Annotated in this window: 31 protein-coding genes; 15 read left to right on the plus strand and 16 right to left on the minus strand. The window is 64.6% G+C overall.

The window, feature by feature from the left end; genetic code table 11:
- Nucleotides 1–148 precede the first annotated feature (148 nt).
- Both C443_RS12010 and hisG read left to right on the plus strand, forming a co-directional pair.
- Nucleotides 149–1291 carry an MFS transporter gene (locus C443_RS12010; RefSeq protein ID WP_005536654.1) on the plus strand — a complete coding sequence of 381 codons (1143 nt, stop codon included), beginning with the start codon at nt 149–151 and terminating at the stop codon, nt 1289–1291.
- A 68-nt stretch (nt 1292–1359) separates the two neighbouring features.
- Nucleotides 1360–2208 carry an ATP phosphoribosyltransferase gene (hisG, locus tag C443_RS12015; RefSeq protein ID WP_005536655.1) on the plus strand — a complete coding sequence of 283 codons (849 nt, stop codon included), beginning with the start codon at nt 1360–1362 and terminating at the stop codon, nt 2206–2208.
- Nucleotides 2209–2412: 204 nt separating this feature from the next.
- Here the strand turns inward: hisG and C443_RS12020 are convergent, their stop codons facing one another.
- Complete coding sequence (locus C443_RS12020) at nt 2413–2802, minus strand: DUF7473 family protein (protein ID WP_005536656.1); 390 nt, start codon at nt 2800–2802, stop codon at nt 2413–2415.
- Nucleotides 2803–2889: 87 nt separating this feature from the next.
- Here C443_RS12020 and C443_RS12025 point away from each other — a divergent pair, with 87 nt between their 5' ends.
- Nucleotides 2890–3921 carry an RNA methyltransferase gene (locus C443_RS12025; RefSeq protein WP_049944039.1) on the plus strand — a complete coding sequence of 344 codons (1032 nt, stop codon included), beginning with the start codon at nt 2890–2892 and terminating at the stop codon, nt 3919–3921.
- Between the two features lie 89 nt (nt 3922–4010).
- Entirely contained in the window at nt 4011–4166 is a 156-nt protein-coding gene (locus C443_RS21210) for a rubrerythrin-like domain-containing protein (RefSeq protein WP_152423038.1), read from the plus strand.
- Between the two features lie 21 nt (nt 4167–4187).
- Here the strand turns inward: C443_RS21210 and C443_RS12030 are convergent, their stop codons facing one another.
- Genes C443_RS12030 through C443_RS12050 form a run of 5 tightly spaced genes read right to left on the minus strand, consistent with a single transcriptional unit; the run spans nt 4188 to nt 7114 of the window.
- Entirely contained in the window at nt 4188–4727 is a 540-nt protein-coding gene (locus C443_RS12030; protein WP_005536658.1) for a GTP-dependent dephospho-CoA kinase family protein, read from the minus strand.
- 1 nt (nt 4728) lies between these two features.
- Nucleotides 4729–4926 carry a transcription elongation factor subunit Spt4 gene (gene spt4, locus C443_RS12035; protein WP_004960449.1) on the minus strand — a complete coding sequence of 66 codons (198 nt, stop codon included), beginning with the start codon at nt 4924–4926 and terminating at the stop codon, nt 4729–4731.
- Nucleotides 4926–5504 (minus strand): DNA-directed RNA polymerase, encoded by a 579-nt coding sequence (locus C443_RS12040; protein WP_004516007.1) that lies wholly within the window; start codon nt 5502–5504, stop codon nt 4926–4928. The genes spt4 and C443_RS12040 overlap by 1 nt, the downstream gene beginning before the upstream one ends.
- Before the next feature lie 3 nt (nt 5505–5507).
- On the minus strand, nt 5508–5885 hold the full coding sequence (locus C443_RS12045; RefSeq protein WP_005536659.1) for a hypothetical protein: 378 nt from the start codon (nt 5883–5885) through the stop codon (nt 5508–5510).
- Entirely contained in the window at nt 5885–7114 is a 1230-nt protein-coding gene (locus tag C443_RS12050) for a translation initiation factor IF-2 subunit gamma (RefSeq protein ID WP_005536660.1), read from the minus strand. The genes C443_RS12045 and C443_RS12050 overlap by 1 nt, the downstream gene beginning before the upstream one ends.
- A gap of 387 nt (nt 7115–7501) precedes the next feature.
- Between C443_RS12050 and C443_RS12055 the strand changes: the two genes are divergently transcribed.
- The 3 genes from C443_RS12055 (at nt 7502) to C443_RS12060 (ending at nt 9696) form a co-directional block, all read left to right on the plus strand.
- Nucleotides 7502–8389, plus strand: a complete 888-nt coding sequence (locus tag C443_RS12055; protein WP_005536661.1) for a DUF7351 domain-containing protein — start codon at nt 7502–7504, stop codon at nt 8387–8389.
- A gap of 137 nt (nt 8390–8526) precedes the next feature.
- Nucleotides 8527–8703, plus strand: coding sequence for a hypothetical protein (locus C443_RS21730; RefSeq protein WP_005536662.1), 177 nt, complete (start codon nt 8527–8529; stop codon nt 8701–8703).
- A gap of 42 nt (nt 8704–8745) precedes the next feature.
- Entirely contained in the window at nt 8746–9696 is a 951-nt protein-coding gene (locus C443_RS12060; protein WP_005536665.1) for a DUF5787 family protein, read from the plus strand.
- 18 nt (nt 9697–9714) lie between these two features.
- On the opposite strand, the gene C443_RS12065 is transcribed toward C443_RS12060, so the two are convergent.
- The 4 genes from C443_RS12065 to C443_RS12080 form a co-directional block, all read right to left on the minus strand.
- Nucleotides 9715–10011: a hypothetical protein gene (locus tag C443_RS12065; RefSeq protein WP_005536666.1), complete on the minus strand. Its 297-nt coding sequence runs from the start codon at nt 10009–10011 to the stop codon at nt 9715–9717.
- A 62-nt stretch (nt 10012–10073) separates the two neighbouring features.
- A complete protein-coding gene (locus C443_RS12070; protein ID WP_005536667.1) occupies nt 10074–10949 on the minus strand; it encodes an MBL fold metallo-hydrolase in 876 nt (291 codons plus the stop codon).
- Between the two features lie 44 nt (nt 10950–10993).
- Nucleotides 10994–11269, minus strand: a complete 276-nt coding sequence (locus C443_RS12075) for a hypothetical protein (RefSeq protein WP_005536669.1) — start codon at nt 11267–11269, stop codon at nt 10994–10996.
- Between the two features lie 82 nt (nt 11270–11351).
- Nucleotides 11352–12701 carry an ATP-binding protein gene (locus C443_RS12080; protein WP_005536670.1) on the minus strand — a complete coding sequence of 450 codons (1350 nt, stop codon included), beginning with the start codon at nt 12699–12701 and terminating at the stop codon, nt 11352–11354.
- 118 nt (nt 12702–12819) lie between these two features.
- Here C443_RS12080 and C443_RS12085 point away from each other — a divergent pair, with 118 nt between their 5' ends.
- The 3 genes from C443_RS12085 (at nt 12820) to C443_RS12095 (ending at nt 16193) form a co-directional block, all read left to right on the plus strand.
- Nucleotides 12820–14400 carry a YegP family protein gene (locus C443_RS12085; protein WP_005536671.1) on the plus strand — a complete coding sequence of 527 codons (1581 nt, stop codon included), beginning with the start codon at nt 12820–12822 and terminating at the stop codon, nt 14398–14400.
- An 88-nt stretch (nt 14401–14488) separates the two neighbouring features.
- Nucleotides 14489–14959 carry a pyridoxamine 5'-phosphate oxidase family protein gene (locus C443_RS12090; protein ID WP_005536672.1) on the plus strand — a complete coding sequence of 157 codons (471 nt, stop codon included), beginning with the start codon at nt 14489–14491 and terminating at the stop codon, nt 14957–14959.
- 100 nt (nt 14960–15059) lie between these two features.
- Nucleotides 15060–16193, plus strand: a complete 1134-nt coding sequence (locus tag C443_RS12095) for a thiolase family protein (RefSeq protein ID WP_005536674.1) — start codon at nt 15060–15062, stop codon at nt 16191–16193.
- A gap of 110 nt (nt 16194–16303) precedes the next feature.
- Here C443_RS12095 and C443_RS12100 read toward each other — a convergent pair whose 3' ends face one another.
- Nucleotides 16304–16771 carry an NUDIX hydrolase gene (locus C443_RS12100; protein WP_005536677.1) on the minus strand — a complete coding sequence of 156 codons (468 nt, stop codon included), beginning with the start codon at nt 16769–16771 and terminating at the stop codon, nt 16304–16306.
- Between the two features lie 262 nt (nt 16772–17033).
- Between C443_RS12100 and C443_RS21740 the strand changes: the two genes are divergently transcribed.
- Both C443_RS21740 and C443_RS12105 read left to right on the plus strand, forming a co-directional pair.
- On the plus strand, nt 17034–17180 hold the full coding sequence (locus C443_RS21740) for a hypothetical protein (protein WP_005536678.1): 147 nt from the start codon (nt 17034–17036) through the stop codon (nt 17178–17180).
- 88 nt (nt 17181–17268) lie between these two features.
- Nucleotides 17269–17721 (plus strand): PaaI family thioesterase, encoded by a 453-nt coding sequence (locus C443_RS12105; RefSeq protein ID WP_005536679.1) that lies wholly within the window; start codon nt 17269–17271, stop codon nt 17719–17721.
- Here the strand turns inward: C443_RS12105 and C443_RS12110 are convergent.
- The 3 genes from C443_RS12110 to C443_RS12120 form a co-directional block, all read right to left on the minus strand.
- Nucleotides 17718–19622 (minus strand): cation:proton antiporter domain-containing protein, encoded by a 1905-nt coding sequence (locus C443_RS12110; protein ID WP_049944040.1) that lies wholly within the window; start codon nt 19620–19622, stop codon nt 17718–17720. The genes C443_RS12105 and C443_RS12110 overlap by 4 nt on opposite strands.
- A 113-nt stretch (nt 19623–19735) precedes the next feature.
- On the minus strand, nt 19736–20683 hold the full coding sequence (locus C443_RS12115) for a mechanosensitive ion channel family protein (RefSeq protein WP_005536681.1): 948 nt from the start codon (nt 20681–20683) through the stop codon (nt 19736–19738).
- Between the two features lie 35 nt (nt 20684–20718).
- The gene (locus C443_RS12120) at nt 20719–21627 is read right to left on the minus strand and encodes an MBL fold metallo-hydrolase (RefSeq protein ID WP_005536682.1); all 909 of its coding nucleotides are present in this window, start codon (nt 21625–21627) and stop codon (nt 20719–20721) included.
- A gap of 107 nt (nt 21628–21734) precedes the next feature.
- Here C443_RS12120 and C443_RS12125 point away from each other — a divergent pair, with 107 nt between their 5' ends.
- From C443_RS12125 to C443_RS12135, 3 genes are all read left to right on the plus strand, one after another.
- Nucleotides 21735–22178, plus strand: coding sequence for a universal stress protein (locus tag C443_RS12125; RefSeq protein ID WP_005536683.1), 444 nt, complete (start codon nt 21735–21737; stop codon nt 22176–22178).
- A gap of 79 nt (nt 22179–22257) precedes the next feature.
- Entirely contained in the window at nt 22258–23640 is a 1383-nt protein-coding gene (serS, locus tag C443_RS12130; protein WP_005536684.1) for a serine--tRNA ligase, read from the plus strand.
- 111 nt (nt 23641–23751) lie between these two features.
- The gene (locus tag C443_RS12135; protein ID WP_005536685.1) at nt 23752–24462 is read left to right on the plus strand and encodes a class I SAM-dependent DNA methyltransferase; all 711 of its coding nucleotides are present in this window, start codon (nt 23752–23754) and stop codon (nt 24460–24462) included.
- Between the two features lie 27 nt (nt 24463–24489).
- Here the strand turns inward: C443_RS12135 and C443_RS12140 are convergent, their stop codons facing one another.
- Together C443_RS12140 and C443_RS12145 are read right to left on the minus strand one after the other, a co-directional pair.
- Complete coding sequence (locus C443_RS12140; protein ID WP_005536686.1) at nt 24490–24870, minus strand: nuclear transport factor 2 family protein; 381 nt, start codon at nt 24868–24870, stop codon at nt 24490–24492.
- Nucleotides 24867–26537, minus strand: coding sequence for a peroxiredoxin family protein (locus C443_RS12145; RefSeq protein ID WP_005536687.1), 1671 nt, complete (start codon nt 26535–26537; stop codon nt 24867–24869). The genes C443_RS12140 and C443_RS12145 overlap by 4 nt, the downstream gene beginning before the upstream one ends.
- Nucleotides 26538–26576: the final 39 nt, after the last annotated feature.

Below are 26576 nucleotides of genomic sequence, written 5' to 3' on the forward strand. Positions count from 1 at the left end.
CCATGTCTATCGGCGATGTAGCAGTGACAGCAGTGCCTGTTCCGCAGGGGTCTTTCGGCTCCGGCGCGTTCGAGTGAGCAAGAGAATGGCGGCGGCAGAGCAACTCCGACAGCGGGTCAGTGCGATGCGGCACGGAAGCCCAGGCCGAATGCTGCTTGCCGTTGCTGCCGGCTGGTTCCTCGTTCTCGGGATGCGGTTTGTCGTCCCTGCGGTGTTGCCGACGATACGCGAGGAGTTCGTCATCTCGAACGCACAGGCAGGGCTCGCGGTCACGGTGCTCTGGCTCACGTACGCGGCAGTGCAGTTCCCGGCCGGGGTGTTGATCGACCGGATCGGCGAGCGGACGCTGCTGGTGGCGGCAGCGTTGCTGTCGGGCATCGGGCTGCTGGGCTACTTCTTCGCGCCGGTGTTCTCGCTGTTCCTCATTGCAACGGGCGCATTCGGGCTCGGAACTGGGGTGTACGGCCCGACCCGCGGGACCGCGCTCTCGCGGACGTTCGATGCCCGCGAGGGGACCGCCTTCGGCATCGTGATGGCGGCCGGTTCTCTCGGCGCGGCCACACTGCCTGCCGTCGCCGCGTTCGTCACTACACGGTACGGCTGGCGGCTGGCGCTTGCCAGCGCCGCTCCGCTGTTCATTCTTGTCGCCGGCGCGCTCTGGCTCTCAGTCTCGGACCGCCCGACCGGTGAGTCCGAACGGAGCCTCCGGCAGGACCTCCGAATAGTCCTCACCGGCTTTCGCAACCGCCGGCTCGTGCTGTCGGTTTCGGGCAAGACACTGATGCTGTTTGCCTTTCAGGCCGTGACAGCGTTTCTCACGACATATCTGGTCACAGTCAGGGACCTCTCACAGGGGACCGCGGGGGCGCTCCTCTCGGTGCTGTTCGTCGGTGGCGCGCTCTCGCAGACGATCACCGGCCGGCTCGCCGACCGATACGGAACGCCCAGGGTTCTGACCGCTGTCGCCCTCGTCAGTACCGTTCCGCTCGCACTCATTCCGTCCGTCCGCGGCCTAGTGCCGCTGGCCATCGTCTCCGCCGTCATCGGGGTTCGGATGAGTGTCGGTCCGCTGGCCAACGCCTACATCGTCGACACACTGCCTGATGCCGCCGAAGGCACCGGTTGGGGCCTGCTCCGGACTGGCTTCTTCGCGATCAGTTCGCTGGGCTCGACAGCCGTCGGCCTGCTCGCCGACCGCGGCCTGTTCGCCCTCGCGTTCTACGGTCTCGCTGGCCTGACACTGCTGGCTGCGGCTACATTCGTTGTCCTCCCCCGCCGGGACCGCCTGTGACGGTTCCGCCCACAGGCCCGGCCAGCCCGAGGGGAAAGACAGTTGCCCCGCGGCCTGCCAGTAGGCGTATGCGAATCGCCGTCCCCAACAAGGGCCGCCTGCACGAACCAAGCGAGGAACTGCTCGAACGGGCCGGCCTCCATCTGGTCGACGGAGCCGACCGCCAACTGCACGCCGACACCGTCGACCCGGACGTGACCGTCCTGTACGCCCGTGCCGCCGACATCCCCGAGTACGTCGCGGACGGCGCTGCCGACGTGGGTATCACCGGCCTCGACCAGGTTCGAGAGTCCGACGCCGACGACCTCGTCGAACTCCGTGACCTCGATTTCGGCCGCTGTCGCCTCGTCCTCGCCGCGCCGGAAGAGAGCGATATCGAGACCGTCTACGACTTCGAGGACGGCCGCATCGCTACAGAGTTCCCCAAGATCACCCGCCGGTACTTCGACCGAGTCGACGTCGACGTCGACGTGACCGAAGTGTCCGGCGCAACGGAACTGACCCCACACGTGGACATCGCCGACGGCATCGTCGACATCACCTCGACCGGGACCACGCTTCGGATGAACCGGTTGGCCGTCGTCGACGAGGTACTCGAAAGCTCCGTCCGCCTGTTCGCTCGCGAGGACACCGCTGCCGACGAGAAGGTCCAGCAGGTCGACACCGCGCTTGGCTCCGTCCTTGCCGCCGAAGACAAACGCTATCTGATGATGAACGCCCCGGAGGACGCCCTCAACGACGTGGAAGACGTGCTTCCGGGCATGGGTGGTCCGACTGTGATGGACATCGCCGGCTCCGACCAGCTCGCCGTCCACGCCGTCGTCGAGGAGCGCGCCGTCTTCGAGACGATCAGCTCACTCAAAGACGTGGGTGCGAGTGACATCCTCGTGACGGAGATAGAGCGGCTGGTGGAATAGTACCTTTTTACGTCACCCCCTCTCCTCGCGCGCTCTACGAGCGCGCTGCAGGGAGTGGGTTCGCAAAAATCTACGCTAAAAACGACCTCCGAGTCGCGGCCTGCGGCCACGCTCGGAGCGAAACCGCGCCGAAGGCGCGGTATGCAAGCCGCGCTCCGCACCCAAATTCGACAGACACTACCACCACATTCCTGGGTCGGAGGGTCAGAAGAACATGAAAATGTTGTTCAGGGCAAACCCGAGCACCGCCGCGAACGCCAGATGCAGCGCCACGAGCGGGGCCGTCGAGCGGGTCGACAGCCGATAGGAGAGGCTAATGGCGATCCCGTCGGCGACGAGGGTGAGCAACAGGACGACCGCGACACCGAGGTCGGCCGAGACGACGCCGGACTCGACGCCCCAGCGCTGGAGGATGAGCGAGACGATTGCCGGCGCGAGGGCAGCCTTAGCGGCGAGTTGGCTCGGCACGTCGCCGATAAAGAACGTCGCAGCCAAGTGGAGCGTCAGGGCGTAGAAGAGCCAAGTGACGAGGACGGTCACGAGGACCGCGAGGAGACCACCGCCGGTCAGGCTGGAGAACCCGGACTGGAGCATACTCGGGGTTCGGCGGCCGCTCGCTTGTGCGTTTTGTTCCCGGGCGCGACCGGCACGCTCATAGCCGCTCGCCCACACCGCTCGGGCGTGTACGTCCTCGAACTCGGCGGGCAGGACGACGCGTTCGCGCGGCGAGAGGCCGCAAGCGCAGCGAGCGCCGTCGACGTGCTCGCCCCCGGACTGGCGACGGCACGGGGCATCAGCGACCGCGTTCGCCACCTCGCGTTCACCCACCGGGTCTGTGACCTGCTCGGAACCTCGGACCCGGACATCGAAAGCGCCGCCGCGTTGCTGTCGGCCGCGCCCATCGACCGCGAGGGAAGCGTCGCCGTGCGTGCGGTCGACGTGCGAGCGAGCACCGGTATCGACACCCAACAGGCCGAGCGGACGCTGGGCGGCGTGCTCACCGAACGTGGCTTCGCGGTCGATCTCGACGATCCGGACCAGGTCCTCTACGCCTACTTTTCGGACCCGGCTGGCGACGAGGAGGGCGGGACCGGTGAGGCTTGCTGTGCGCTGGGCTGGCTTGACGCCGAGAGCGTGCGGGACTTCGGCAGCCGCCAGCCGACCGACCGTCCGTTCTTCCAGCCCGGCAGCATGGACCCGCTCGAAGCCCGGGCGCTGGTCAACATCGCCGGGGCCGGCCCGGACGCGACGATACTGGACCCGATGTGTGGCACTGGCGGCCTCCTGCTGGAAGCGGGGCTGGTCGGGGCCGACGTGGTCGGCGGCGACGCACAGGAAAAGATGGTCTCGGGGACGCGCGAGAATCTGGGCTACGCACTCGACGGCGACGGCCACCCCAACAGGGACGCCTATCCCGAACCGGGCGAGTGGGGGGTGTTCCGGTCCGACGCGTCCACACTGCCGATTGCCGACAACGCCGTCGACGCCGTCGTCTTCGACGCCCCCTACGGCCGCCAGTCCCGCATCGAGGGCGAACTGGCACCCCTCGTTTCCGATGCGCTCGGTGAAGCCGCCCGCGTCGCAGGGCGGTGCGTCCTCGTCGCCGACCGCGACTGGCGCGAGGCCGCGACCGGCGCGGGCTGGGCCGTCACTGACTACTTCAAGCGACGCGTTCACCGCTCGCTGGTCAGGCACGTCCACGTTCTTGAGTGACCATACGTTCACTTTCTCTGGACAGCTGTTGTCTTTTATTTGGGTATGAGCAAAGTTTATGCCGTGACAAATGCTAATTAGTCCCAAGCATGCCAACGTGGTCAGACCCTGCCCCATGCGACGACGACGAACAGTTGTTTGAATGCCCAGACTGCGGGAAGCGCCTCTGTAGCGAACGCTCAACGGTCTCCTGTGGCCGCTGTAAGACAGAAATGCAGAACCTCAGCGTCCCACGGCCGGAATAAAATCAGTCCGCGTTTTTCCAGCTAGTTCGACACGAGTGCAATCGCTCGCTCGGCGTCACCGTCCATCCGCTTCAGCAGCGACCGGACCCGGTCCCGGGCTGTGTCGTCGCAGTCGGCCAGCACCATCCCCTCGTCCGGTTGGCCGTAGACGACGCTGGCCCCGGCGGGCGCGGCGAGTACTGCAGGGAGCGTAGCGAGGTCCTCCTCGCCGTCGACATCGAGAAGTGTCGTCCCGTCACTATCGATACCATCACGAAGCGCAGCAAGCAGTTCAGCGGTGAGCGTCGCGGCCGGGTTGTCGACCGAGAGCGTCCGGTCGAAGCCATCGATCGCCGCTGCCACGTCCGCGTCGACGGCCGAGCGCTTGGTCCGTTCGTCGACTAGCGCGAGGTCGGGCGTCCGCCCGGCCTCGATGAGATGGTACGTGACCATATCACCGACAGCGATGATTGGGTTACCGGCGTCGGCCAGCAGCGCCGCTGTATCAGTATAAATCCGTCCGAGCGGCTCTTTCAGTTCCGTTCGCAGGTCGCTCGGGAGTTCGAGAACGACGTCGGACACGTTAGCGGACTTTCAGCGCGTACTTGCCCGGTTCGGTCACTTCCATCTCCTCGGCGATGTCGGAGCGCTCCGGGTGCGCGATGACGACGTAGCCGGCCCAATCCTCGGTCAGTGCGGTGCCGCCGCAGGCCTCACACTGGCTTTCGATCTCCGCGCTCTGGACGCGGTGACAGTCGCGACAGACGAGTCGGTCCGCCATCAGCTATCACCGGCTTCCGCCGTGCCTTCACGGCGCTCGCGCTCTTCCTGGAGCCAGCCGTGCTTGCCCAAGCCAACCTGTTTCGCTGTCAGGCCGATCTTGGAGTCGCGCGGATTGCGCTCGTCGATGCTCTTGGTGACGATGCGCGCCCGGACAGCGTCACCGACGGTGAGCGTCCGGTTGGACTCGCGGGAGGCGAGTTGCTGGTTCTCCTCGTCGTAGGCCAGATACTCATCGGATATCTGGGAGACGTGGAGCAGGCCGTCGACCGGCCCGATGCCGATGAAGGCCCCGAAGTTGACGACCTCGACGACCTCCCCGTCGACCACTTCCTGCATCTGTGGGTCGAACGTGAGGGCGTCGAACTCGGCCTCGTAGTAGACGCCGGGCTTGTTCGGCAGCACGGCACCGGTACCGATGTCGTGGACCTCGATGACGGAGACGACGCTGCCGACGTCCTCGTCCATCCGTCCTTCGAGCTTCTCTTGCAGGAGCCGTTTGACCAGCCCCGGACTGACCTCCGCCAGAAAGCGTGGCGGGACTTCGACCGTATCGCGTAGGCGTACCCGTTTATACATGTGTTATGGTTGAGTGATACCCAGTTTGTTCCGGCCCCTTAAACTAATTACTGGAACGCCCGCGTCCAGCAGGCGTCGTTTGAGGGGGTTGTCGTTCGTGACCGCGTGTGTCGCTTCGTCTGCCTGTGCCAGTTCGAGGACGGCGTCGTCCGCGTAGTCCGCCGTCGTCTGCCGAACTGTACACCGGTCGAGCAGGTCCTGCCCGACGGAGGCGGCGGTCGCTTCCGCGCCAGCGCCGTCGGCCAGTTTCGCCAGCTCGTCGCGGACGGCGGCAGGCGCGACGTAGTCCGTCGCGTCCGGCAACACTCTGTCGAGTTCCTCGAACAGGCGTACGTTGCATTCGACCGGCATCATCAGCGCGTTCGTATCCAGCACGATCATCACCGCAGCGTGCCGACACCGATGAGCCGCCACCGAGCGCCGACACGGCGGTTGATGGCGATCTTCGAGCCCGACGCCGCACAGACCGGGCGCTTGAGCGCGACTTCACATTCGTCGTCTCGCGCGCTCGTGACTGAACCGACCGTGGTGGCGGTGCCGATAGTCAGCATGAGCGGTTCGCCGGTGGAGATTTCGTCAACCTCGCCGCCGTCGTCGCCGACGATGCGTTCCAGCAGGTCCACGTCCATCGTGAACGTCTCGTGGACCGGCGGGAGGCTACCGGGCGGCCCGGCGACCTGTCCGGCGAGCGCGTCACCTTTCGTGATCGCGGGGTCAAGTCCGGTCCCGACGCCGAGCAGGCCGCCCGGCGTGACCGTGTCCACGAAGTCGCCGCCGGACTGCAGCGAGCGGACCGTCGTCGTCACGGGCTGCCACTCCGTCTTGCCGCCTTCCTCGACCTCACGGCCGGGGCGGAGTTCGATCTCGTCGTCGACGTCGAGTTGGCCACCCACGAGCGAGCCGCCGAGCACGCCGCCCATCAGGTCGTCCCAGGTCGTGCCGGGACGGTTGATGTCGAACGAGCGTGCGACCATCATGCGGGCGTCCTCGTCGGGGTCCCGTTCCGGCGTCGGAATCTCGGACTGGACGGCCTCGATGAGCAGATCGATGTTGGCCTCCTGACCCGCGCTGATGGGGACAACGGGTGCGCCTTCGGCGACGGTGCCTTCGACGAACTCCTGAATCTGCTCGTAGTTCTGCATCGCCCGCTCCTCGTCGACGAGGTCGACCTTGTTCTGGGCGATGACGATGTTGTCGATGCCGATGATGTCGAGCGCGCTCAGGTGCTCCTCGGTCTGGGCCTGCGGGACAGGCTCGGTCGCCGAGATGACGAGGACGGCCCCGTCCATGATAGCCGCGCCGGACAGCATGGTGGCCATCAGCGTCTCGTGGCCGGGCGCGTCCACGAACGACACCGTCCGGAGGTGGTCGGTGTCGACGTCGTGGTCGTCGCAGTGCTCGTCGACGGTAAAGGCCTCCGGCTCCTCGGCCTCCGGGCAGCGACGGAACGTCGCGTCGGCGTAGCCGAGTCGGATAGAGATACCGCGTTTCATCTCCTCGGAGTGCTGGTCGGTCCATTCGCCGGACAGCGCCTGTACGAGCGTCGTCTTTCCGTGGTCGACGTGCCCGACGAGTCCGATGTTCACCTCCGGTTGTTTGTTCGATGTCATTTCGAGAGTAATCTTGGTGGAGTTTCGCCGCGTGCAACTGATAAACCTACTGTTTGCGCCCCGCCGACCGCGGTTCAATCGCCGATTTGGTCCCTGCTGACCGCGGCAACGTCACCGGATTGCTCGGTATTGGCCCCGATATAGCGACGCGGCCCCGTCGCTGACCGCGAGCAGCGGACTGTGCGAGTCGGGTGCTACGCCGGATCGCCGTTGAGAGCATTGGAGTCATCAATCAGTCATTCCACCATCCGTGACGAACCGGTCGAACCCTACTCGGTGGCGGGACAGGAATCCTGAAGCGTAGATCGTGGCCAGTTCTTGTCGGTACTGTTACGTAACTGTGTTTCTGTGAACGCTTTTGTTTATGCGGGGACAGGTTCATGTACGATGCGAGTCGAGGAGTCCCCCGAAACGGATGCCGACATCGATCCGGCGACAGCGTTCTCGGTCATCGCGAGCGAGACGCGCCTGGACATTCTGGAGGCACTGTGGCGCGCAGATGACCGACCAGTTCGCTTCTCGGAGTTGTTCGACGCCGTAGAACTAGCCGACAGCGGGCAGTTCAACTATCACCTACAGGAACTCACCGGCCAGTTCGTCAGCCAGGGGCCGGACGGGTACGACCTCCGGTACGCCGGATCGCAGGTCATCCGCGCGGTGCGGGCAGGAACGTTCACGCGGACGCCCGATATCGACCCGTTCCCGGTGACCGGCGCCTGCACACGGTGTGGCGGCGGTCTACTGGCAGAGTACGCCGACGAGCAGTTCGCCATCGACTGCGAGGACTGTGGGAAGGCCCACGGCGAGTACCCGTTCCCGCCGGGCGGCCTGGTCGACCGGACGCCGGCGGAAGTCGCGACGGCCTTCGCCGAGCGGGTGCGACACCTCCACTGTCTGGCCGCCGACGGCGTCTGCCCCGACTGTGCCGGCCGAATGGGAACTGAGATCTCTCGTGATGGCGACTGCTGTCTCGACGTGTCGGTCCGCGCCGAGTTCGTCTGCAAACAGTGTCGTCACGAACTCTGTTCGCCCGTCGGGCTGACGCTACTCGATAACTCCCGCGTCGCGGCGTTCTACGACGACCACGGCGTCGACCTGTCGAGTCGACCTTACTGGACGCTGCCCTGGTGTGTCGACGACCAGTACACCAGTGTCGAAGCCACCGACCCGTGGCGGCTCGCGGTCCAGATTCCGCTGGCCGAAGCGGAACTGACCGCCTATCTGGACGGCGACCTCCAGCCGGTCGAGTTCGAGCGACAGGACTGCGGACACTGAGCCGGGCTATCGGTACTGCGGCGGCGAACTGTTTTCCACTGACCGAAATCGTCTTCAGGAGAGTCTCGGTCCGCGTCTGTTACAGAAATATCATTCAGATTATACTTATCGGCGTTCGGGACCATCGTTTCACTGTAATGTACCAACCCGCACCCTACGCCGACCCCGAACTGTACCGGCCGACGTATCCACCGCTGACCGTTCGGTCCCTCCTCGGCGTTCTGACGGTCTACCTCGGCTTGCTGACGATACTCTCCCAGAGTCCGGTTCTCGTACTGGCGACGCTGGCCTGTTTCTTTGTCGCTACCCGGTAACCGGGCGCGGGGCTTTTGCCCGTCCCAGCCCTGCCTCCGGTCGTGCGGGAGTTCGACTTCGAACTGGCGCTGTGTGCCCATCTTGAGCGCGAGGGCCGCCTGGTGAGCCGTCAGCTCGGCGGCGCTGTCCACGGCCGGCGCGTCCTCGACACCGTCGTTGTCGAACCGGGGCCCGAGTTCGACGAGCGGGCGGCCATCACTCCCGAACGACTACCGACGGCGGCCATCGAAAGCAGTGTCGGGCCGGGCCGCGCCCGGTACTGGAAGGACGCTTTCGACTGCCATCCCGACCGCGCCGAGCGCGCCGTCGAGCTGGCCGTCGAGCGGGGCTTCTTCGAGCGCGAGCGTCGTGGCGGCCGGACATACGTCCGGCAGACGACGCGGTACCCAGACTGGTTCGGCGACATCGTCGCCATCGAGAACAAGCCAGATCTGGACCGCCCCGGCGACCTAGAATCACAGTTGCGGACCGACGTGTCGCTCGGGCTCGCCGACCGCGTCGTGCTGGCGACGGCCTCCTACGTGACCGGGGCGCATCTCAACCGGATTCCAGATGAAGTCGGTATCTGGCGGTTCGACACCGACAGCGGAACGATAGACGTCCGTCGGGAGGCGACACCGCTGCCGACAGACGATGCCGGCGTCGAACTCATCGAGGAGCGACCGGTCCGGACAGACGTGCGGATAGTCAGCGCTTCGGAGAAGGCTCGCGCGCGCCGGCGACTGGCCGAGCGGGCCTATGGCAAGGGGTGGCGGAGTTTCGACTACCCGGCGTGTGAGCGCTGTTCACCCGGCAGTGACGGGATTCCGTACTGTCAGTGGAAGGACCGCGCTGTCCGCGAGAGCGACGACTGCGGTCCGGACTGCGGCGGGTACGAGGCAGCCGACCCACCGGCCGTCGACGGCGACTCGCTCCGGGCCGAGCGGACACCGTGGCGGGCAGACCCCGACGGGCGCAAGCGTCGCCAGTCGGGACTGGATCGGTTCGGATAGCCGCGAGAAGCCGTTCCCCTACCGGTCGTCGTCACCTGAACGTGTGTCATCAGGCGGGACGCCGCCGTCACCGGCGGTCGGGCGGCCGTGCTGTTCGTAGTTGTCTTCGGTCACCGCCGGTGCTTCAGTGGCGACCTGCGCCGCATGTTTCGTTCTGGCCTGGTAGTTCGCTGCCGCCGCTATCCCGACACAGGCCACCAGTCCCACCACCAGCACCCAGTCGATACCGCCCACGAGGACCTGCTGGACGGCGATTGCGAGAACGCCGCCAGCCAGCGACAGCCCACCAATCTCCGCGATTCCGCGCCTGTCCATACAACGGCATTATCCGCCATGTCCTATAAGCTACGGTCTGTTTCGCGGAGCCGAATCCGGGGTCAGAGCGTGAACCGCTCGCCGTCGAGTCCGATATCGTCGGCGAAGGCCCTGTCCGCGGGGACGTAGTGTCCAGTGTGGACGATACGGTAGTCGTCGGCCGCAATGTCTTTGGCGAAGTCCCGCGCGCCGAGAAGGGTCATGTGTTTCGTGCCGAAGGTCCGCGGCACGCCGTCCTCGTCGTGGTGCGTGCCGCCTTTCGGGTGGTATTCGCAGGCCTCCGCGTGGATGATGCCCTCGACGAGTGCGAGGTCAGCGCCGGTCAGCACGGATTTCGAGCGGTCGGGCACGTCGTAGCAGGTGTCCCCGGAAATCGACAGCACTGCGCCGGTCTGTGGTTCCTCGATTCGCAGGCCGTAGCACAGCAGCGGCGGGTGGGTGACCGGGACGAGCGTCACCTCGAAGCCGGCGACGATGAACGGCTCGAACGGCGTCTGTGCATGGACCGAGACCGTATCGAGATAGTCGTAGCGGCTCCGGACGCCCTGTGCAACACTTTCACCGGTCACCGGATCGGTCTCGTCGGCGGCGTGGACCGGCAGCTCGTCGAACAGACGGTAGGCGTTGCCGAGGCCATCGAGGTGGTCGAAGTGAACGTGCGTGATGATCGCCGCGTCCGGCAGCGGGACCGACTCGCGGAGGAACTGGTGACGGAAGTCCGGACTCAGGTCGATCAGCAGCGACTCTCCAGTGTCGTCGTTCGACACGGCAACGGAGAAGCGCGACCGCTCGACGCCCCCGGTCGGGTCGATGCCGCGCTCGCGGACGCGGGCCCGGAGTTCCTCGTCGGGGTCGCGCGCCCGTTCGCACGTGTCACAGTCGCACTGGACAGTCGGCGTCCCCGTCGTGTCGCCGGTCCCAAGCAGCGTGACCTCCATTACTGTCACTTCAGAAGGGGACCCGCCTAAGCCCCTCGCTTTCGTTACTGGCTATCGGTCAGGTTCGCCGGGTCGATCCCCTGTCGCTCCATCGTCGCCGCCAGCAGGGACTGGGCGCGCTCGTCGGAGAGGTCGTCGAACAGGCAGTCGAGAAACCCTTCGAGCAGCGCCGGTCGGATGCGCAGGTCGATGTACTCGACCTGCTTTTCCGCGATAACCACGTCTACGTCCCACTCGCCTTCATCGGGATCAGTCATCCGAACGTCAACCCACGACTCGGCCGGCTCGTCTGTCTCGGTGAACACGTCGTTGTCAGCCATGGCTACCGAATGGTTCCTGCATTGATAAGTAAATCGCTCATACCGACAGCCAGAACAGGTGTCTAAGCGGGTAAGTCGTCGCTCAGTGGTCGTGATCGTGGTCGTGATCACTGCCGCCGTCACCGGAGAAGCCGCCGCTCCCGGCGACCAACGCGTCGGCGTCGCCGTCCATCATGTCCATGTTCTTGAGGTTGTCCCGCTCCTCGAAGTCGATGATAGCGTCTTCAAGGTCCTGCTGGGTGAGCGTGGTCCGCTCCTCAGTCAGAGCATTGAGGACAGCCTCACGGAGCACGAGCCGGAGGTCGCTGCCGGTCAGGCCCTCGGTGAGGTCCGCCAGTGTCTCCGGGTCGAAGTCGTCGATCTCCATCTGCTGGGTGACGATACGAAGGATGTCAGCGCGCATGCCGCTATCCGGCTTCGGGAAGTTGACGATCTCGTCGAAGCGCCGCCAGGCGGCGGCGTCGAGCTGGTCGGGGTGGTTCGTCGCGCCGATGAGCAACACCTCGTCCTGAATAAGCGAAATCTCGTCGATGCTCTTGAGAAGAGTGTTGACAGCGCGCTTGATGGCGGCGTGTTCGTCGGAGGAGCGCGTCTTGGCGACGAAGTCGAACTCGTCCATGAAGAGGATACACGGCGAGAGCCGCTTTGCGACCTCGAACACCTTCTCGACGTTCTTGGCCGTCTCGCCGAGGTACTGGCTGGTGATCATCGAGAGCTTCACCTCAACGAACGGAAGGTCGAGGTCGTGAGCGAGCGCGCGGGCGACGCTGGTCTTGCCGGTCCCCGGCGGGCCGACAAAGAGGAGTTTCCCGATCTCCCGCAGGCCGATGCGAGCGAGGTAGTCGCGGTGTTCGATGGCCTTGACGATCTTCTGTATCTCGTCTTCCTGATCGGTGGTCAACACCAGGTCGGCCAGTGTCATCTCGACCTCCTCGGGAGCGCGCACGTCCACGAGGTCGAGCATCTCCTCGTCGTCCTCGTCGTCGGTGTCGAACGCCTCCTCCAGCTTTGCGTCGATGAACGCGCGGTCGGCGCGCGACGGTCGGTTCTGTTCGCGGGCCCGCTCGTAGTCAGCGCCCTCGGCCTGGTCCTCGAAGGCTTTCGCCAGGACCGGGTTGTCTTCGAGATCCGCGGCGTCGACCCGTTCGAGGAACCACTCCTCGGCGAGGTCGCGGTCCGTCATGGAGATACTCCCCGAGAAGTCATCGCGGTCGGTGAACATCAGACCGGAGATGGCTGCCCACGGCCGCTCGATGCCGGTGGCCTCGCTCGCAGTTGTGTTGGTGATCGACAGGGGCCGTTCGATCTCGCCGTCGCTCCAGAAGACCGACCGGTACGAAGCCGGCAGGTCGTCCGGTTCGAGGTCCCGCCGCTCGCTGTAGATAGTGGCCGTCAGCAGAAACTCAACGACATCCAGTTCCGGATTGCTCATTCCCACTGATGTTACCACGCAACCGGTATAAGTCACTCGAAGCCCCGATGGCCGACACCAAGGTAATATACCACGGCTGTGTATTTTTCGCGTGGCAACTGATAACGCATTAATTTCGGTGTATCGGAACCGCATCGGCGAGCCGACGACCGACGACGAGGTCTACGGGTACTGGCTGTTCGTCATCGGCATCGTGCTCGGTATCGTCGGCTTACTATTGTTTTACTTGACAGCATCACGGAGTACACCGCGGCAGTTCGGCTATCTCCTCGGTGCGATCGGTCTCATCTCGCTGTTTGCCGGGCCGACGATCAGACTGCCGCTGACACGACGTGGTCTGATACTCACATACCTCGGGGCCGTGGTCGGACTGGTCGCGATGGTGTGGTTCACCACGTTCTACCCCTCGAACTGGGCCGGCCCCGAAGGGAACCCGGCGGTGACGCTGTACATCGTCGGCCTCGGCCTGATGGCGGTCGGTGCGGTCGTCTCCCCGCTGCTGACCGGCCGGAAAGAGGCGTACGACGAGGCCGTGCGGACGGCACAGGAAGCGACTGAAGTGGGCGAGCAAGCCACCCAGGAGGCCGAGACAGCCTCGCGGGAAGCGACACAGCAGTCACAGGTCGCCGAGCAGGCGAGCCGCGAGCGGGACACGCTGGCCGAGCAGCTGGCGACCAGCGAGGACGCCCGCGAGGAACTGGCGACCGTAACCGAGGCTACCGAAGCGGAGCTCGCCGCGGCCCACGCCACTATCGCAGCTGCGATGGACAGCAAGGCGACGTTCGAACTGTACGAGGACGCGGCGGGCAAGTACCGCTGGCGGCTCCGCCACCGGAACTCCAATGTCATCGCCGATAGCGCTCAGGGCTATTCCTCGCGCCAGAAGGCGATGCAGGGGCTCCGTAGTGTGCAGTCCAACGCCGCCGGCGGGGCCGTGGTCTTCTTCGAGGACGCGACTGAGGATGACACCGCCGAGGACGTGCCGGTCGTGCCGGCCCCCGAAAGCGACGCCGCGTTCGAGCTGTTCGAGGACTCGGCCGGGGAGTTCCGCTGGCGCTTGCGCCACGACAACGGCAACATCCTCGCCGACAGCGGCGAGGGGTACGCCTCGAAGTCGAACGTCCGCCGGGCGCTGCAGAGCGTCCGTGCGTACGTCCCCGGTGCGGCGTATCTCAAGATCGATCCCGTAGCATACGAAGTGTACGCCGACGCCGCCGGGGAGTTCCGCTGGCGCTTGCTCCACCGCAACGGCAACATCCTCGCCGACAGCGGCGAGGGGTACAGTTCCCGGTCGAACGCCCGGCGAGCGGCCCGTCGGGTCAGCGAACTCGCACCCGATTCCGCGGTCGATGACCGTTTCGAGGTGTACGAGGACAAGGGCGAGGAGTGGCGCTGGCGGCTGCGGGCCGACAACGGCGAACTCGTCGCCGACAGCGGCGAGGGGTACGCAAATCGGTCGAAAGCTATGGACGCCATCGAGCGGGTCCAGTCCTACGCCGCCGACGCCGATCTGCTGGAAATCGGGAGCGCGGCGTTCGAAGTGTACGAGGACAGGGGCGAGGAGTGGCGCTGGCGGCTCCGCCACCGCAACGGCGAGATCATTGCCGACTCCGGCGAGGGGTACGCCGAGCGCAACAAGGCCGTCGCCGCCATCGAGCGGATCAAGCGCCACGCTCCCGGTGCAACACAGGCGGAGTAGCGCCGGTCAGAGACGGCCCAGCGGGCAGTTCTCCGTAGCGGAGAATAGCCGAATTAATTATACAAGTTTCGGCCGAAGTTACACCCATATGACAATAGACACTCTCGAAGCGGCCGGACTCACGCGCATGGACGACAGCAACATCGCGGCGTTTCTGTCGAACCAGCGGGTCGGCGTGCTGGGCCTGCCAACTGAGAACGGACCGTACATGATTCCCCTGTCGTTCGGGTACGATGGTGACCGCTCGCTGTATTTCACCTTTATCGGTGGATCGGCAAGTCGCAAACAACAGTTGACCGAGGCGGCAGCGGATGCGGCCGTGCTCGTGTACAAAGTCGAGTCGATGTTCCACTGGGAGAGCGTCCTGTTACAGGGCGGTATCGAGGCCGTTCCCGAGTCCGAGTGGGACGACCTCGCGGACGTGCTCGATACGGCGTGGCGGCCGGAGCTGTTCGAGGACGCTATCGAGGACGGCGACATCGCAGTCTATCGGTTCCGTATCGACGAGAAGGAAGGGCTCAGACACGCCGGTCTGCCGCCGGGGTTCGAACAGGAGTGAGCCCCCTGCCCGACTGTTGCGGGGAGCGGTCGGAGACAACGGTTCCCCCACTGTGTAGAGTTTGTCAGGATTTAACATAGGTCGAGACGTTCCGTTGTCCATGCCCACACCTGTCATCGTGGACGCAGTCAGAACGCCACAAGGAAAGGAGGACGGCGCACTCGCCGGCGTCCGGAGCGAAGACCTCTCGGTGCCGCTTATCAACCAGTTGCTCGCGTCGACCGGCGTCGAGTCCGACGAGGTCGACGACCTGTTGTGGGGGTGCGCCCAGCAGCGAGGGGAACAGGGCAACAACATGGCCCGGGTTATCGCGCTGTTGTCGGATCTCGGCGAGAGCGTCCCCGCATCGACGATCAACCGCTGGTGTGCGTCCTCCGCCGAAGCGCTGATGCGGGCGGCCGATGCCATCGCGGCTGGCCAGCGCGACGTACTCATCGCCGGTGGCGTGGAGTCGATGTCCCGCGTGCAGATGGACGAAAACACCCACAACGTCCACCCGCGACTGGCTGAACACTACAATATCGGCGAGCTCCAGATGGGAATGACTGCGGAAAAGGTCGCCAGCGAGATGGAGGTTGCCCGGCAGGAACAGGACGAGTACGCGCTCCGGAGTCACCAGCGCGCCGCCGACGCGACGGAATCCGGTCGCTTCGACGACGAAATCGTCCCGATCGATACCGAGGACGGTCAGCTCGACGCGGACGAGGGTATCCGCCCCGACACCACGCTGGAAAAGCTGTCCCAGCTACCGACAGTGTTCAAGTCGGACGGGTCAGTCACACCCGGCAACGCCTCGCAGGTTTCCGACGGCGCGGCGGGGTTGATGGTCACCTCCCGCGAGTTCGCTGAGGACCGCGGACTCGACATCCTGGCGGAGATTGGCTCCCACGAAGTCGCCGGCGTCGACCCGACTGTGATGGGTATCGGCCCAGTGCCCGCCGTCCGCAAGCTCACCGAGCGAACTGACCGCGAAACGGACGACTACGACCTCGTGGAACTCAACGAAGCCTTCGCCTCCCAGTGTCTGTACTGCCAGCGCGAACTCGGCTTCGACGACGACATCTACAACGTCAACGGCGGCGCAATTGCCATCGGCCATCCGCTCGGGGCCTCCGGCGCGCGCCTTCCGGTGACACTCGTCCACGAGATGAACCGACGCGATGCGGAGCTGGGCCTGGCGACGGAGTGTGTCGGCTTCGGTCAGGGCGCGGCTATCGAGTTCCGACTGCCCTGAGCAGCCGCTGTCGGCGCGGTTTCAGTATTCTGCCGCAGTACGTCGTTTGCGAGTCCGCCATTTGCGACCGTTGTGGCGCTCGCACAAGCGATATGTGAGAGAAGAAGTCGTTAATCGGCAGCCACATCGCCGGCTGTCGTCGCCTCGGCGGGACTCGTCAGGGAATGGAGATAGTCGTCGAGATCGAGTGCGAAGGTGGCGTCGGTCGGGAGGTCGACCCACGAGAACTCGAACTCCGCGCCGCGTTCCTCGCCCGTGCCAGTGACGGTGTGGACCCAGTGATCCCGGGACTCGTGGACGGGGAGGTGATAGAACGACCGCACGTACCGCTTCGGGGGTGACTGACGGCGCGTCCAGACGTCGGTGGCGATGTGTTGCAGGCGCTCGAAGGAGGCAAGACCACTCTCCTCGACAGCCTCTCGCTGTACGGCGACCCGCGGTTTTTCTCCGGCCTCTACGGTTCCCTTCGGTATCTGTAGCCCGTCATGACCCGGCCCGTTGAACACCAGAAGCTCCGACCCGTTTCTGGTGATGTAGGCACAGGCTTTCTTTACGTACGTTGCCCGCTGTGGTTGCATAGGATCTGGTAGCGACGGCCAACATATAGTAGTACCCACATATCTGCCTAAAATCATATTAGGTCAACAGGGGGCAAAGAAGGGTGGCGAGTGGACGCAGGACGCTAGAAGCCAGACCGACACAGTACACCGGTTGTCTCAGTCTCGGTGGCAAAGGAGTACGGCGGTAGTGGCAGCCCAGGATAGTATATACTTAGATACTATGAATTAATTTTGTGTTTTATTACAAGGATTAAAATGCTGTCAATCGCACATACTGTGTATGGACGGTCACATCACACCCGAGGAGTGGGAGCGAATCGAAGCATTCGCACAGAAACCGAGCTACCTGCGTCGCCCGGAGCATCTGCTCCCGGAAGAAGCCACGGAGGGCGACGAGGCTGCAGACGGAGCAGTAGCAGGCGACTGACGACGGGCGTGTCCTGAAGAACGACCACACCTGACCCGTTGTTATCTGTTCTCGGAGGCTTATCAGACTCGGTTCCGTGAAGATAGCCATGAGTCTCAAATCGATGTTCAACGACATCCCGTTTGTCAAGCAGTTAGGGATGGAGATCACGGCCGTCGATGACGGCTATGCGGCAGGCGAACTCCCGCTGGAGGACGGCCACTCCTCGAACCCGGAATCGATAATCGCACACGGTGGCGTCACGTACTCGCTCGTCGACACCGTCGGCGGGGCGGCCGTCATCTCGCAATCCGGCACCGTCTCGCCAACAGTGGATATGCGGATCGATTATCTCGCGCCGGCAACCGCCGATCTTCGGACTGAGGCGGAAGTGATCCGGAGCGGCGGGAGCGTCTCAGTCGTCGACGCAGAAGTGTACGACACTGACGGCCACCACATCGCGAGCGCTCGTGGGACGTACAAAACTGATGGCGACCGCGGTGAGTCGCCGTGGACAGAAGGCGTCGACGGGTCAGACGTCACACAGCTTACCGACGACTAGTCGCCACTGACCATCTTCATCCCGTCGCGCACGGACTCTCGACGGCCCAGCAGGGTCACCATATCGCCCTCTTCGAGGATGTAGTCTGCTGTGGGTACTTCGGCGTTCTCGTGGAGTTCGCCGCTGACGAGCGCGACCAGACAGGCGTCGGGCAGCATCGGACCGACATCGCGGATCGACTTCCCGATGAGTTCCGGATTGGTGACCTCGACTTCCTGAACATCCCCACTGCGACCGACATCGGTCATCCAGTGGGCAATAGCCGGGCGCTCGATCTGGTTGTCGATGGCCCAGGCCGTCGCCATCGCCGAGGAGATGGTCCGAACGCCGAGGTCCTCGAAGGCCTCGACGTTGTCCGGGTTGTTCGCGCGGGCGATGACCCGGTCGACGCCGAACTTCGAACTCGCTAGCTGTGACACCAGCAGGTTCGCGTCGTCGTCACCGGTCGCCGCGACGACAGTCTTGGCGTTTTCAGCCCCGGCCGACCGCAACACGTCGGTGTCGGTGCCGTCACCGATTTCGACGGCGTATCCCTCGTTGCGGGCTCGTTCGACGCTCTCTTCCTCCTCCTCGATGATGACGACGTTTTCGCCCCGGTCTTCGAGGCGTGCGGCGAGCGCTCGGCCCACCTGTCCGCCGCCAACGATGATGACTCGCATTGGTATCACATCCAGTTTTTCCGCGATGAATCGCGCCAGTCCACCCTCGAACAGGGCGGTCGCAAAGATAACGAGAAAGACAGTGCCAAGCAGAATATCGGCCTGCGTCCCCAGCAGTTCAGCCTGCGCCCCGGTGACCTCCTCGGCCGCGGCGTTCAGTTCGACGGCAAACAGCGTCGCGACGGACGCCGGAATAATACCGCGCGGCCCGACGAAGCTGACGAACAGCTTCTCGTTGGTGGTAAATCGGTCACCAACGGCCGAGACGAACACCAGCAGCGGTCTGATAAGCAGGGCGACCGCGAGGACGACGATGATGCCCGCTAGCCCAACATCAATGAGCGAGGCGAGTTCCAGTTGCGCCGCCAGTGCGATGAACACGAACGAAAGCACCAACAGCGTGATGTCGCCTTTGAACTCCTCGATGTCCTCCTCGTACGGGTGGTCGACGTTGCCCAGCGCCATCCCCGCTGTGGCAGCGGCGGCGACGCCGGCCTCGGTCGCTATCGTGTTCGCGCCAGCGTAGGCGATGAGCGCCCCGGCGAGCACAAGCAGTCGGGAGTTCCGCGGTGCGTCACCGGGCGAGAGGTCGACATACTGGAGAAGGTAGTACACCACGCCGGCGACGATGAGGCCGACGAGTAGCCCCGTCCCCAGTCGGAGCGCAAATCCTCGTAGTAGGCTCTCACTGGCAACGGCTGGGTTAACCGTCTCGAAGATGACGACAGCGATGATAGCCGCGGTCACATCGTTGACAATCCCTTCCGTCTCCAGTGCAGCGGCGACGCGGTCTCGAACCGGGACCACATCGAGGATCGGGGTGATAACCGTCGGCCCGGTCGCGACCAGCAGCGCACCGATCAGGAACGCGAGGTTCCAGGAGACGGCCGCGGAGCTGAACGCGAACTTGACGGCGATAGCGGTGCCCACGAGCGCGATAGCCGCACCGACGGTAACGAGTCGGAACGTCGCAGCCGGAGCCTCGCGTAGACGGTCGAATCGGAGGTGATAGGCCCCCTCAAAAACGATGATTGCGACCGCTAAGCCGACGATTGCCGACAGCGCCCCGCCGAAGGTGCCGTCACCGATGATGCCCAGTCCGGGCTGGCCGATGATGACACCCACCAGCAGGTAGAAGATAATGCTGGGCACGCGTAGGCGTGCTGCGAGGACCTGTGCAAGGACGCCGAGCCCAATGATACCGGCGACGAGCGGAATCAATAGCCCCGAACTACCAGCCACAGTTAGCCTCCATCTGTCCAGCCTAACGCATCGCCCTCGTATAAACGCATTCACTCACCGGCAGACGAGAGGTCGATCAGAAGCTACTCGACCGATGTGAACCACGCCTGCGTTCACCGGTTCCGGCTCACCGGGAACTTCACGCGGTCGGGATGCTCGTTGAACCGCTCCAGAATATCCTCGTACAGCGCGTTCCGCATCCGGGTGCCGCGGCGCGGGTGGACGAGATACCGGAGCCGAAGCTCCACCCACGACTCGCCCTGTGTGACGTTGACCGTCGGCTGTTCGTTCACGTCGAGTTCGACCGGCGTCTCGGCGAGGCGGTCGCGATACTCACGGACCTGTTCGGCCATCTCGTCGCCGAGGTGGTCGGTCGCCACGTCGGTCATTAGCTCGGAGGCGAACTGCAGGTCAGTCTCGTAGGCGACCTGTATCGAGAGTTCGTTCCAGACGTACTGGACACCCTCGCCGTAGAAGTTGACGACGCGCGAGGACAGCACCGTGCTGTTAGGCACGGTGACGATGCGGCCCGACGGCTGGTTCGAGGAGACGAGGTCGCCGTCGATCTCCCACACCTCCGTCACGAAGAAATCGACCGCGACAACGTCGCCGCGCATCTCCTCGATAGCGATGCGGTCGCCCACCTGATAGGGCCGTTTGATCACGATGTACAGCCAGCCGATGAGCGAGAACAGCGGTTGCTGGAGGGCGAACGTGACCGCGAACCCGAGCACGCCAAGCGAGAACAGCACGCTCACCCACTCCCGGGTGACGACGCCGAACATCGCAATCATCCCGAGAATGCCGAAGGTCAGCCGGAGGACGTTCCGCACGTCGTGTCGGCGGCGTTTGTTCTGCGTGTGGGCGAGGAGGTACGACTGACAGATAGTGTAGCTTCCGTAGAACGCGAGGAAAAGCGACGCCAGCGTCAGGCCCAGCAGCGTGAGCGGTTCGAGTTCCACCCCGAACAGTCGCTCGTCGAAGCCGAACCGGCGGACGAACCGCGAGCCGGCGTACAGGACAACTGCACAGAGTAGCGACACGGAACCAGTTCGACGCATATCACGACACTGTGGCCCGGCCGTGAGAAAGGCTCCTATTCCTCGCGGTTATCGAGGGCCACGAGCACGCCGCGGACGTTCAGACGCATCTCGGCGCGGCCTTTACGCTCACCCCAGGTGTCGGTATCGGCCCGCTCGACGAAGTAGTCGATGACTGCCTCGTCGTCATCCAGTTCCTCGCGTTTGCGTTCGACTTCGGCGACCCATTCAGGTAGTATCTCGGTGTATACCTCCAGTTTGTCGCCGGTTTCGGCGGCACCGAAGTGGCCGAACATGAGGATCTCGGGGTCGAGGTCCTGTAACATCGCCACGTCGTCGAGCGCCTGATCGAGGGTGAAGTTGACCGGCGGGGTCGTGACGTGCATCTCGTCGGTCGACGGCGAGTAGATACCGGCGGCGTCGGCGGTGAACACACCGTCGACGACGGGGTCGTAGAAGACGACCTGATGTGGGGCATGGCCCGGTGCGTGTAGGACTTCGAGGGAGTGGTCGCCCAGGTCGATCACGTCGCCGTCGGTTAGCGTCTCGATGCGGTCTTCGGCGACCGGGATCGGCTTCCCGTAGAACTCGATCTGGTCGCCGACAGCGTGTTTGGTCCCCTCCCAGAGCCGCTCGGGGTCGACGAGGTGGCGCTTACCGGACTCGTGGACGTACACCGTCGCGTTCGGGCAGTCCTCGGCGAGGTAGCCGGCCCCGCCGGCGTGGTCCAGATGGACGTGGGTCGCCGCGATGACTTCCAGCTCCTCGGGTGCGATCCCGACCGACTCCATCGCCGAGAGGATGGTTTCGTGTCGCGCACCGGTACCGGTGTCGACCAGCGCCGGTCGCTCGGCGTCGATTATGTAGACGGGCCCGTACTCGGCGACGCCGTACATCCCGACGTCGACGTAGTGGACATCTGTGCAGTCCCCGACCGTCACCTCGTAAACGTCACCGATTCCCATACACTCTCTCGTGACCGGCGGGGGCAAAACCGTTGTGCCATGGCTATCGTGACAACCATTCATGAGGAAGGGCAAAGCCATTTACCCGCACTCAGAAACACCACTGTATGTACGACGCCGTACTCGTTCCGACCGACGGCTCAGAGGGGTCCGCAACCGCGGCCGAGCACGCTATCGACCTCGCACAGCGCCACGATGCGAGTCTACACGCCCTGCACGTCCTCGAAACCGAGCAGGTCGTCGACCAGATTCCCGATTTCGAGGACAGCAGCATCTTCGATCGCCTCGCCGACGCTGGCCAGCAGGCTGTCGACGACCTGCAGGCGCAGGCCGAAGACGCCGGTATCGACGCAGTGACAACGGCGGTTGAGCAGGGCGTCCCCCACGAGGAAGTCGTGGAGTACGTCGAGCGCCACGACATCGATGTCATCGTGATGGCGACAGAGGGACGGACCGGGCCGTCGCGGGAACTCATCGGTAGCGTCACCGAGTCAGTCGTTCGGGCCTCACCGGTCCCGGTGCTTGCGGTCAAGGTCGGCGGCGGAGCATAGCGGGCCGACAGGTCGACGGCCGGGGTAGCCCTGCCGCAGGACCGACACGACTAATTTCTGCCGTCGAGAACCGTCGGCCATGTTATCGAGACAGTTCGTCCGGGAGCACCCCGAGACGGTCCGTGACGCTATCGAGCGGAAGGGCGTCACGGGCGTCGACCTCGACGAAATCCTCGAAATCGACGAGGAGTGGCGGGAACTGAAGGCCGAAGGCGACGGCCTCCGGCAGGAGCGCAACGAGATTTCCAACAAGATTGGCGAGTACAAACGGGATGGCGACGAGGAAGCGGCTCAAGAGGCGATCAAGAAATCCGCCAAACTGAAATCGGAACTCGAGGAGGTGGAGACCTTAGCCGACGAACTGGAGTCCCAGCTGGAAGACGCCCTGCTCGAACTGCCGAACATCCCCCACGAATCGGTCCCGACCGGCGAGGGCGAGGCCGACAACGTCGAGCGCTACCGCGAGGGGTTCGACGACCTGCGGGACCTGCCCGACGAAGTGGTGCCCCACTACGACCTTGGCGAAGATCTGGACCTGCTTGATTTCGAGCGCGGTGCCAAGGTGTCCGGCGGCGGCTACCAGTTCGTCAAGGGCGAAGGGGCGCGCCTAGAGCACGCACTCATCCAGTTCATGCTCGATGTCCACCGCGAGCAGGAGTACGTCGACGTGCTCCCGCCGATTCCGGTCAACTCCGATTCGATGGAAGGGACGGGCCAGCTACCGAAGTTCGACGAGGACGCCTACCGCGTCGGGGCCAGACAGGACGACGACTACGACAGCGACGATCTGTGGCTGCTCCCGACGGCGGAAGTGCCAGTCACCAACATGTATCGCGGCGAGATTCTGCTTGACGACGACCTGCCGGTCAAACATCAGGCGTTTTCGCCGAACTTCCGCCGCGAGGCCGGCGAGCACGGGACCGAAACGAGAGGGTACGTCCGAGTCCACCAGTTCCACAAGGTCGAACTCGTCAACTTCGTCCGGCCCGAGAACAGCTACGACCGGCTTGAGAGCCTGCTTGACGAGGCCGCCGAAGTGCTCGACCGCCTCGAACTCCCCTACCGCGTGCTCGACATGTGTACCGGCGATATGGGCTTTACGCAGGCCAAGAAGTACGACATCGAGGTGTGGGCCCCCGGTGACGACATGGCGGACGGTCCCGACCGCGGCGGCCGCTGGCTCGAAGTCTCCTCGGTGTCTAACTTCGAGGACTTCCAGGCGCGCCGTGCCGGCCTGCGGTTCCGGCCCGAACGGCACGAGTCCGCCGACTACCTCCACACGCTGAACGGCTCCGGACTCGCTGTCCCGCGGGTCCTCGTCGCGATCATGGAGTACTACCAGAATGACGACGGGACCATCACCGTGCCCGAACCGCTCCGTCCGTACATGGGCGGCCAGGAAGTCATCGAAGGCTCTGAGAAGATCGGCGAGAGCGCCGTCGGAGCCGGCGAAAAGGACTAATCCGACCGCGGTCCGTTACGCACGGCCGGCGTCCAGTCGTCTGCATGCGGTGTGTTACACGAAATCATATTTCATTACACTATTACATTCGTTCGCCAGCACCGTCGAGATATGGCTGACGACGCCTTCGGCCGGATGGTACTGGACTTTCATCGCGACGACCTCGCCGAGCAACCCCGCTACCGCCGCGATGACGACGATTTGACCGAAGCACATCTTTCGGGCTACTTCGAGCCGCCATCGGCGTGGCATCCCATCGAGCGGGACCTGTTCTCGACGGTGAGAGGCCGCGTCCTCGACACCGGCTGTGGCGTCGGCCGACACGCACTTGCGCTGCAGGAGCGCGGCCACAGCGTGCTGGCGGTCGACCGGAGTCCGGGAGCCGTCGCAGTCGCCCGCGAGCGCGGCGTTACGCGTCGCGTGGTCGGCGACCTCCGACGACCGCCGGGCGACGGGTTTGAGACGGTCGTTGCGCTGGGCAAACAACTCGGCCTCGGCAGTTCGCTGGCCGACCTCCGGACGACGCTCACCGAACTGGCGGCAGTGACGCAGCCGGGTGGCCGACTCGTCGCCGACATGGACACGCTCGACCGCGCAGACCCGGAGACTGACGCGGCCCACCGCACCCAGCACGGTGTCGCCTACCGGACCTTCCGCGTCGAGTACGACGGGCTGGCCGGTCCGTGGACCGACCTGTTGCTGGTCACGCCGTCACGGTTCCGCGACGCGGTCAGCGAGACGCCATGGACCGTGGACGCGCTCGTCGGGACCGAAACCGACGGGTCGATGTACGGTGTTCGGCTGTCGCTGCCAGAACAATAAAACAGCAACTCCGCAAGCGGGCAGGCATCAGCGCGTGTACGTCTCGATGCGCTCGATGTCATCCCCGGCGAACGTGAACACGTCGACGAAGCCAACGATGCACTCGCCGTCGGCATCGAGCAGGCTGCCGCGGGCGACGACTTCAGCCGTCGCCGTGTCGTCACTGTCTGGTGACCTCCCCGCACTGTCGTTCTGGCGACAGAAGAGGCCGTCCAGCGGATGGGTGGTGTCTGTCTGGGGCCGTTCCTCGCGCATGAACTGTACGAACCGGTCCCGGCCGTCGATGGTCCGGTCGGGACGGTCGTGGACGAACGACGGGGCGAGCAGCGATGCCAACTGGTCGTAGTCGTCGCCGTCGATGGCGTCATAGTAGGCCCGTGTCCGCTGACGGAGGGCAGGTCGCGTCACGGATCTGATTCGGGTTCGTCAGATGTGTCTCTGTCGCTCTCGGCGTCGGATGGCTCGTCAGTAGCTTCCGGGACCAAATCGTCAGCTCGGTCGGGTTCGGCTGGTTCCCCCATGCCGCCGTCGTCGGCTGTCGGGTCGGCCAGGTCCAGTTCGGCTGCGTCGTCGGTCCCCGTCTCGGAGTCGGGAGCAGTGTCCGATGTCGCGTCGGCGGTCGACTGCTCGCCGTCCGGCGCGTCCTGTGCGGAAGCGTCATCGTCCGCGCTGCCGACCGTGTCGGGCGGCTCTTCGACCATCGCAGTCGGAGTCTCTTCCAACGGGTCCGTCGGCTCGTTCTCGGCTTCACTGGCGGCCAGTTCGGCCTGGATCTCCTCAATATCGGTGTCGTCGACATCCGAAAGCTCACCGTCGCCGTCAGGCACCGATACCGACTCCGACGGCGCGTCGTCGGCCGACGATGCATCAGCCACTGCCGCTGTCGACTGGTCCACAGGAGCGGGCGTTTCGTCGGGCGAGGTCGTTGGATTCGCTGCTGCTTCCGCCGTCGTCTCCCCGGCTGATTCTGCCGTCGGGTCGTCGGCTGTGTCTCGCATTCCATCGGCCGCATCGGCGGCGTCGCCTGAGGCCGCCGAATCTAGCGTTGACTCGGTAGCCGACGACGCCGTCTCCGACAGTTCGCCGGCCGTCCGTTCGGCTTCCTCGTCGATGTCTACGTCGAGCGATGTATCCACCGCTGTCTCGTCCTGTGTGAGGAACGCCGGTCGGTCGTCGTCCGTGTCCTTTTCCAGCGTCTCCATATCCGGTGGCCACGGACCGTCAGGGTCGGGGGGCTCCTCGTAGCCCCGGGCGGTTTCAAGCGGCCGCTCTGCGTCGTCGCGGAGCTGCTGGCCCTCGGCTCCGTTCCCGCTAGAGTAGGCGCGGGCGGCCTGTGTGAGCCAGTCGCTGGCCTGCCACAGCGAGTTCGCCTTCGTCTTTGCGTCCTCGTAGATCGGTTTCAGGGACTCGTCGTCGACGAACCGCACAGCGGTGTCGAAGTGGTCTTCGGCGTCGGCGAACTCGTCGCGTGCCTGCTGGAAATCGCCCTGTGCGACCATCCACTCCGACTCGCCGAAAGCGCTCATCGCCGACGTGAACGCGCGCCGCCCCTCGGTGTAGTGGGCGTGGCCGACGCGGTAGCGGGCGAAGGCGGTGTCGTCACCACCGGTGTCGGCGATGGCGTCCTTGATCTCTCCGACACGAGGAAGTGCCTGAAGGTCGTCGGTACTCCAGGCGTACTGTACGTCGCCGTCGTGGTCGATGACGACGACAGCACGCTCGATGAGCTGCTGGCCGATATCGTCGATAAAGTCGAGACCGTACTCGCGGGCGACATCGTGGTCGGTGTCGGACAACAGCGGGATTTTCAGGCCATAGCGGTCGGCGAAAGCCCGGTGGCTGTACACCGAATCCGGGCTGATGCCCAGAATCGTCACGTCCTTCTGCATGGTAAAGAGGTCGAGTTCGTCCAGATCACAGGACGTGTCGTCACAGGCTGGATTGAAATCCGCCGGATAGAACGCAAGGATGACTACGTCCTCGCCGAGATAGTCGGATAGCTCGACTCGCTGGCAGTCGCCATCGACGAGCGCCGGCAGTTCGAACAGTGGTGCCGCCGTCCCCTCTGAAAGCACACGTTGTACAACCAAGCCCGGCTATAACAGTGTTTGCAC

The sequence above is a fragment of the Haloarcula argentinensis DSM 12282 genome (assembly GCA_000336895.1).
Classification (GTDB): Archaea; Halobacteriota; Halobacteria; order Halobacteriales; family Haloarculaceae; genus Haloarcula; species Haloarcula argentinensis.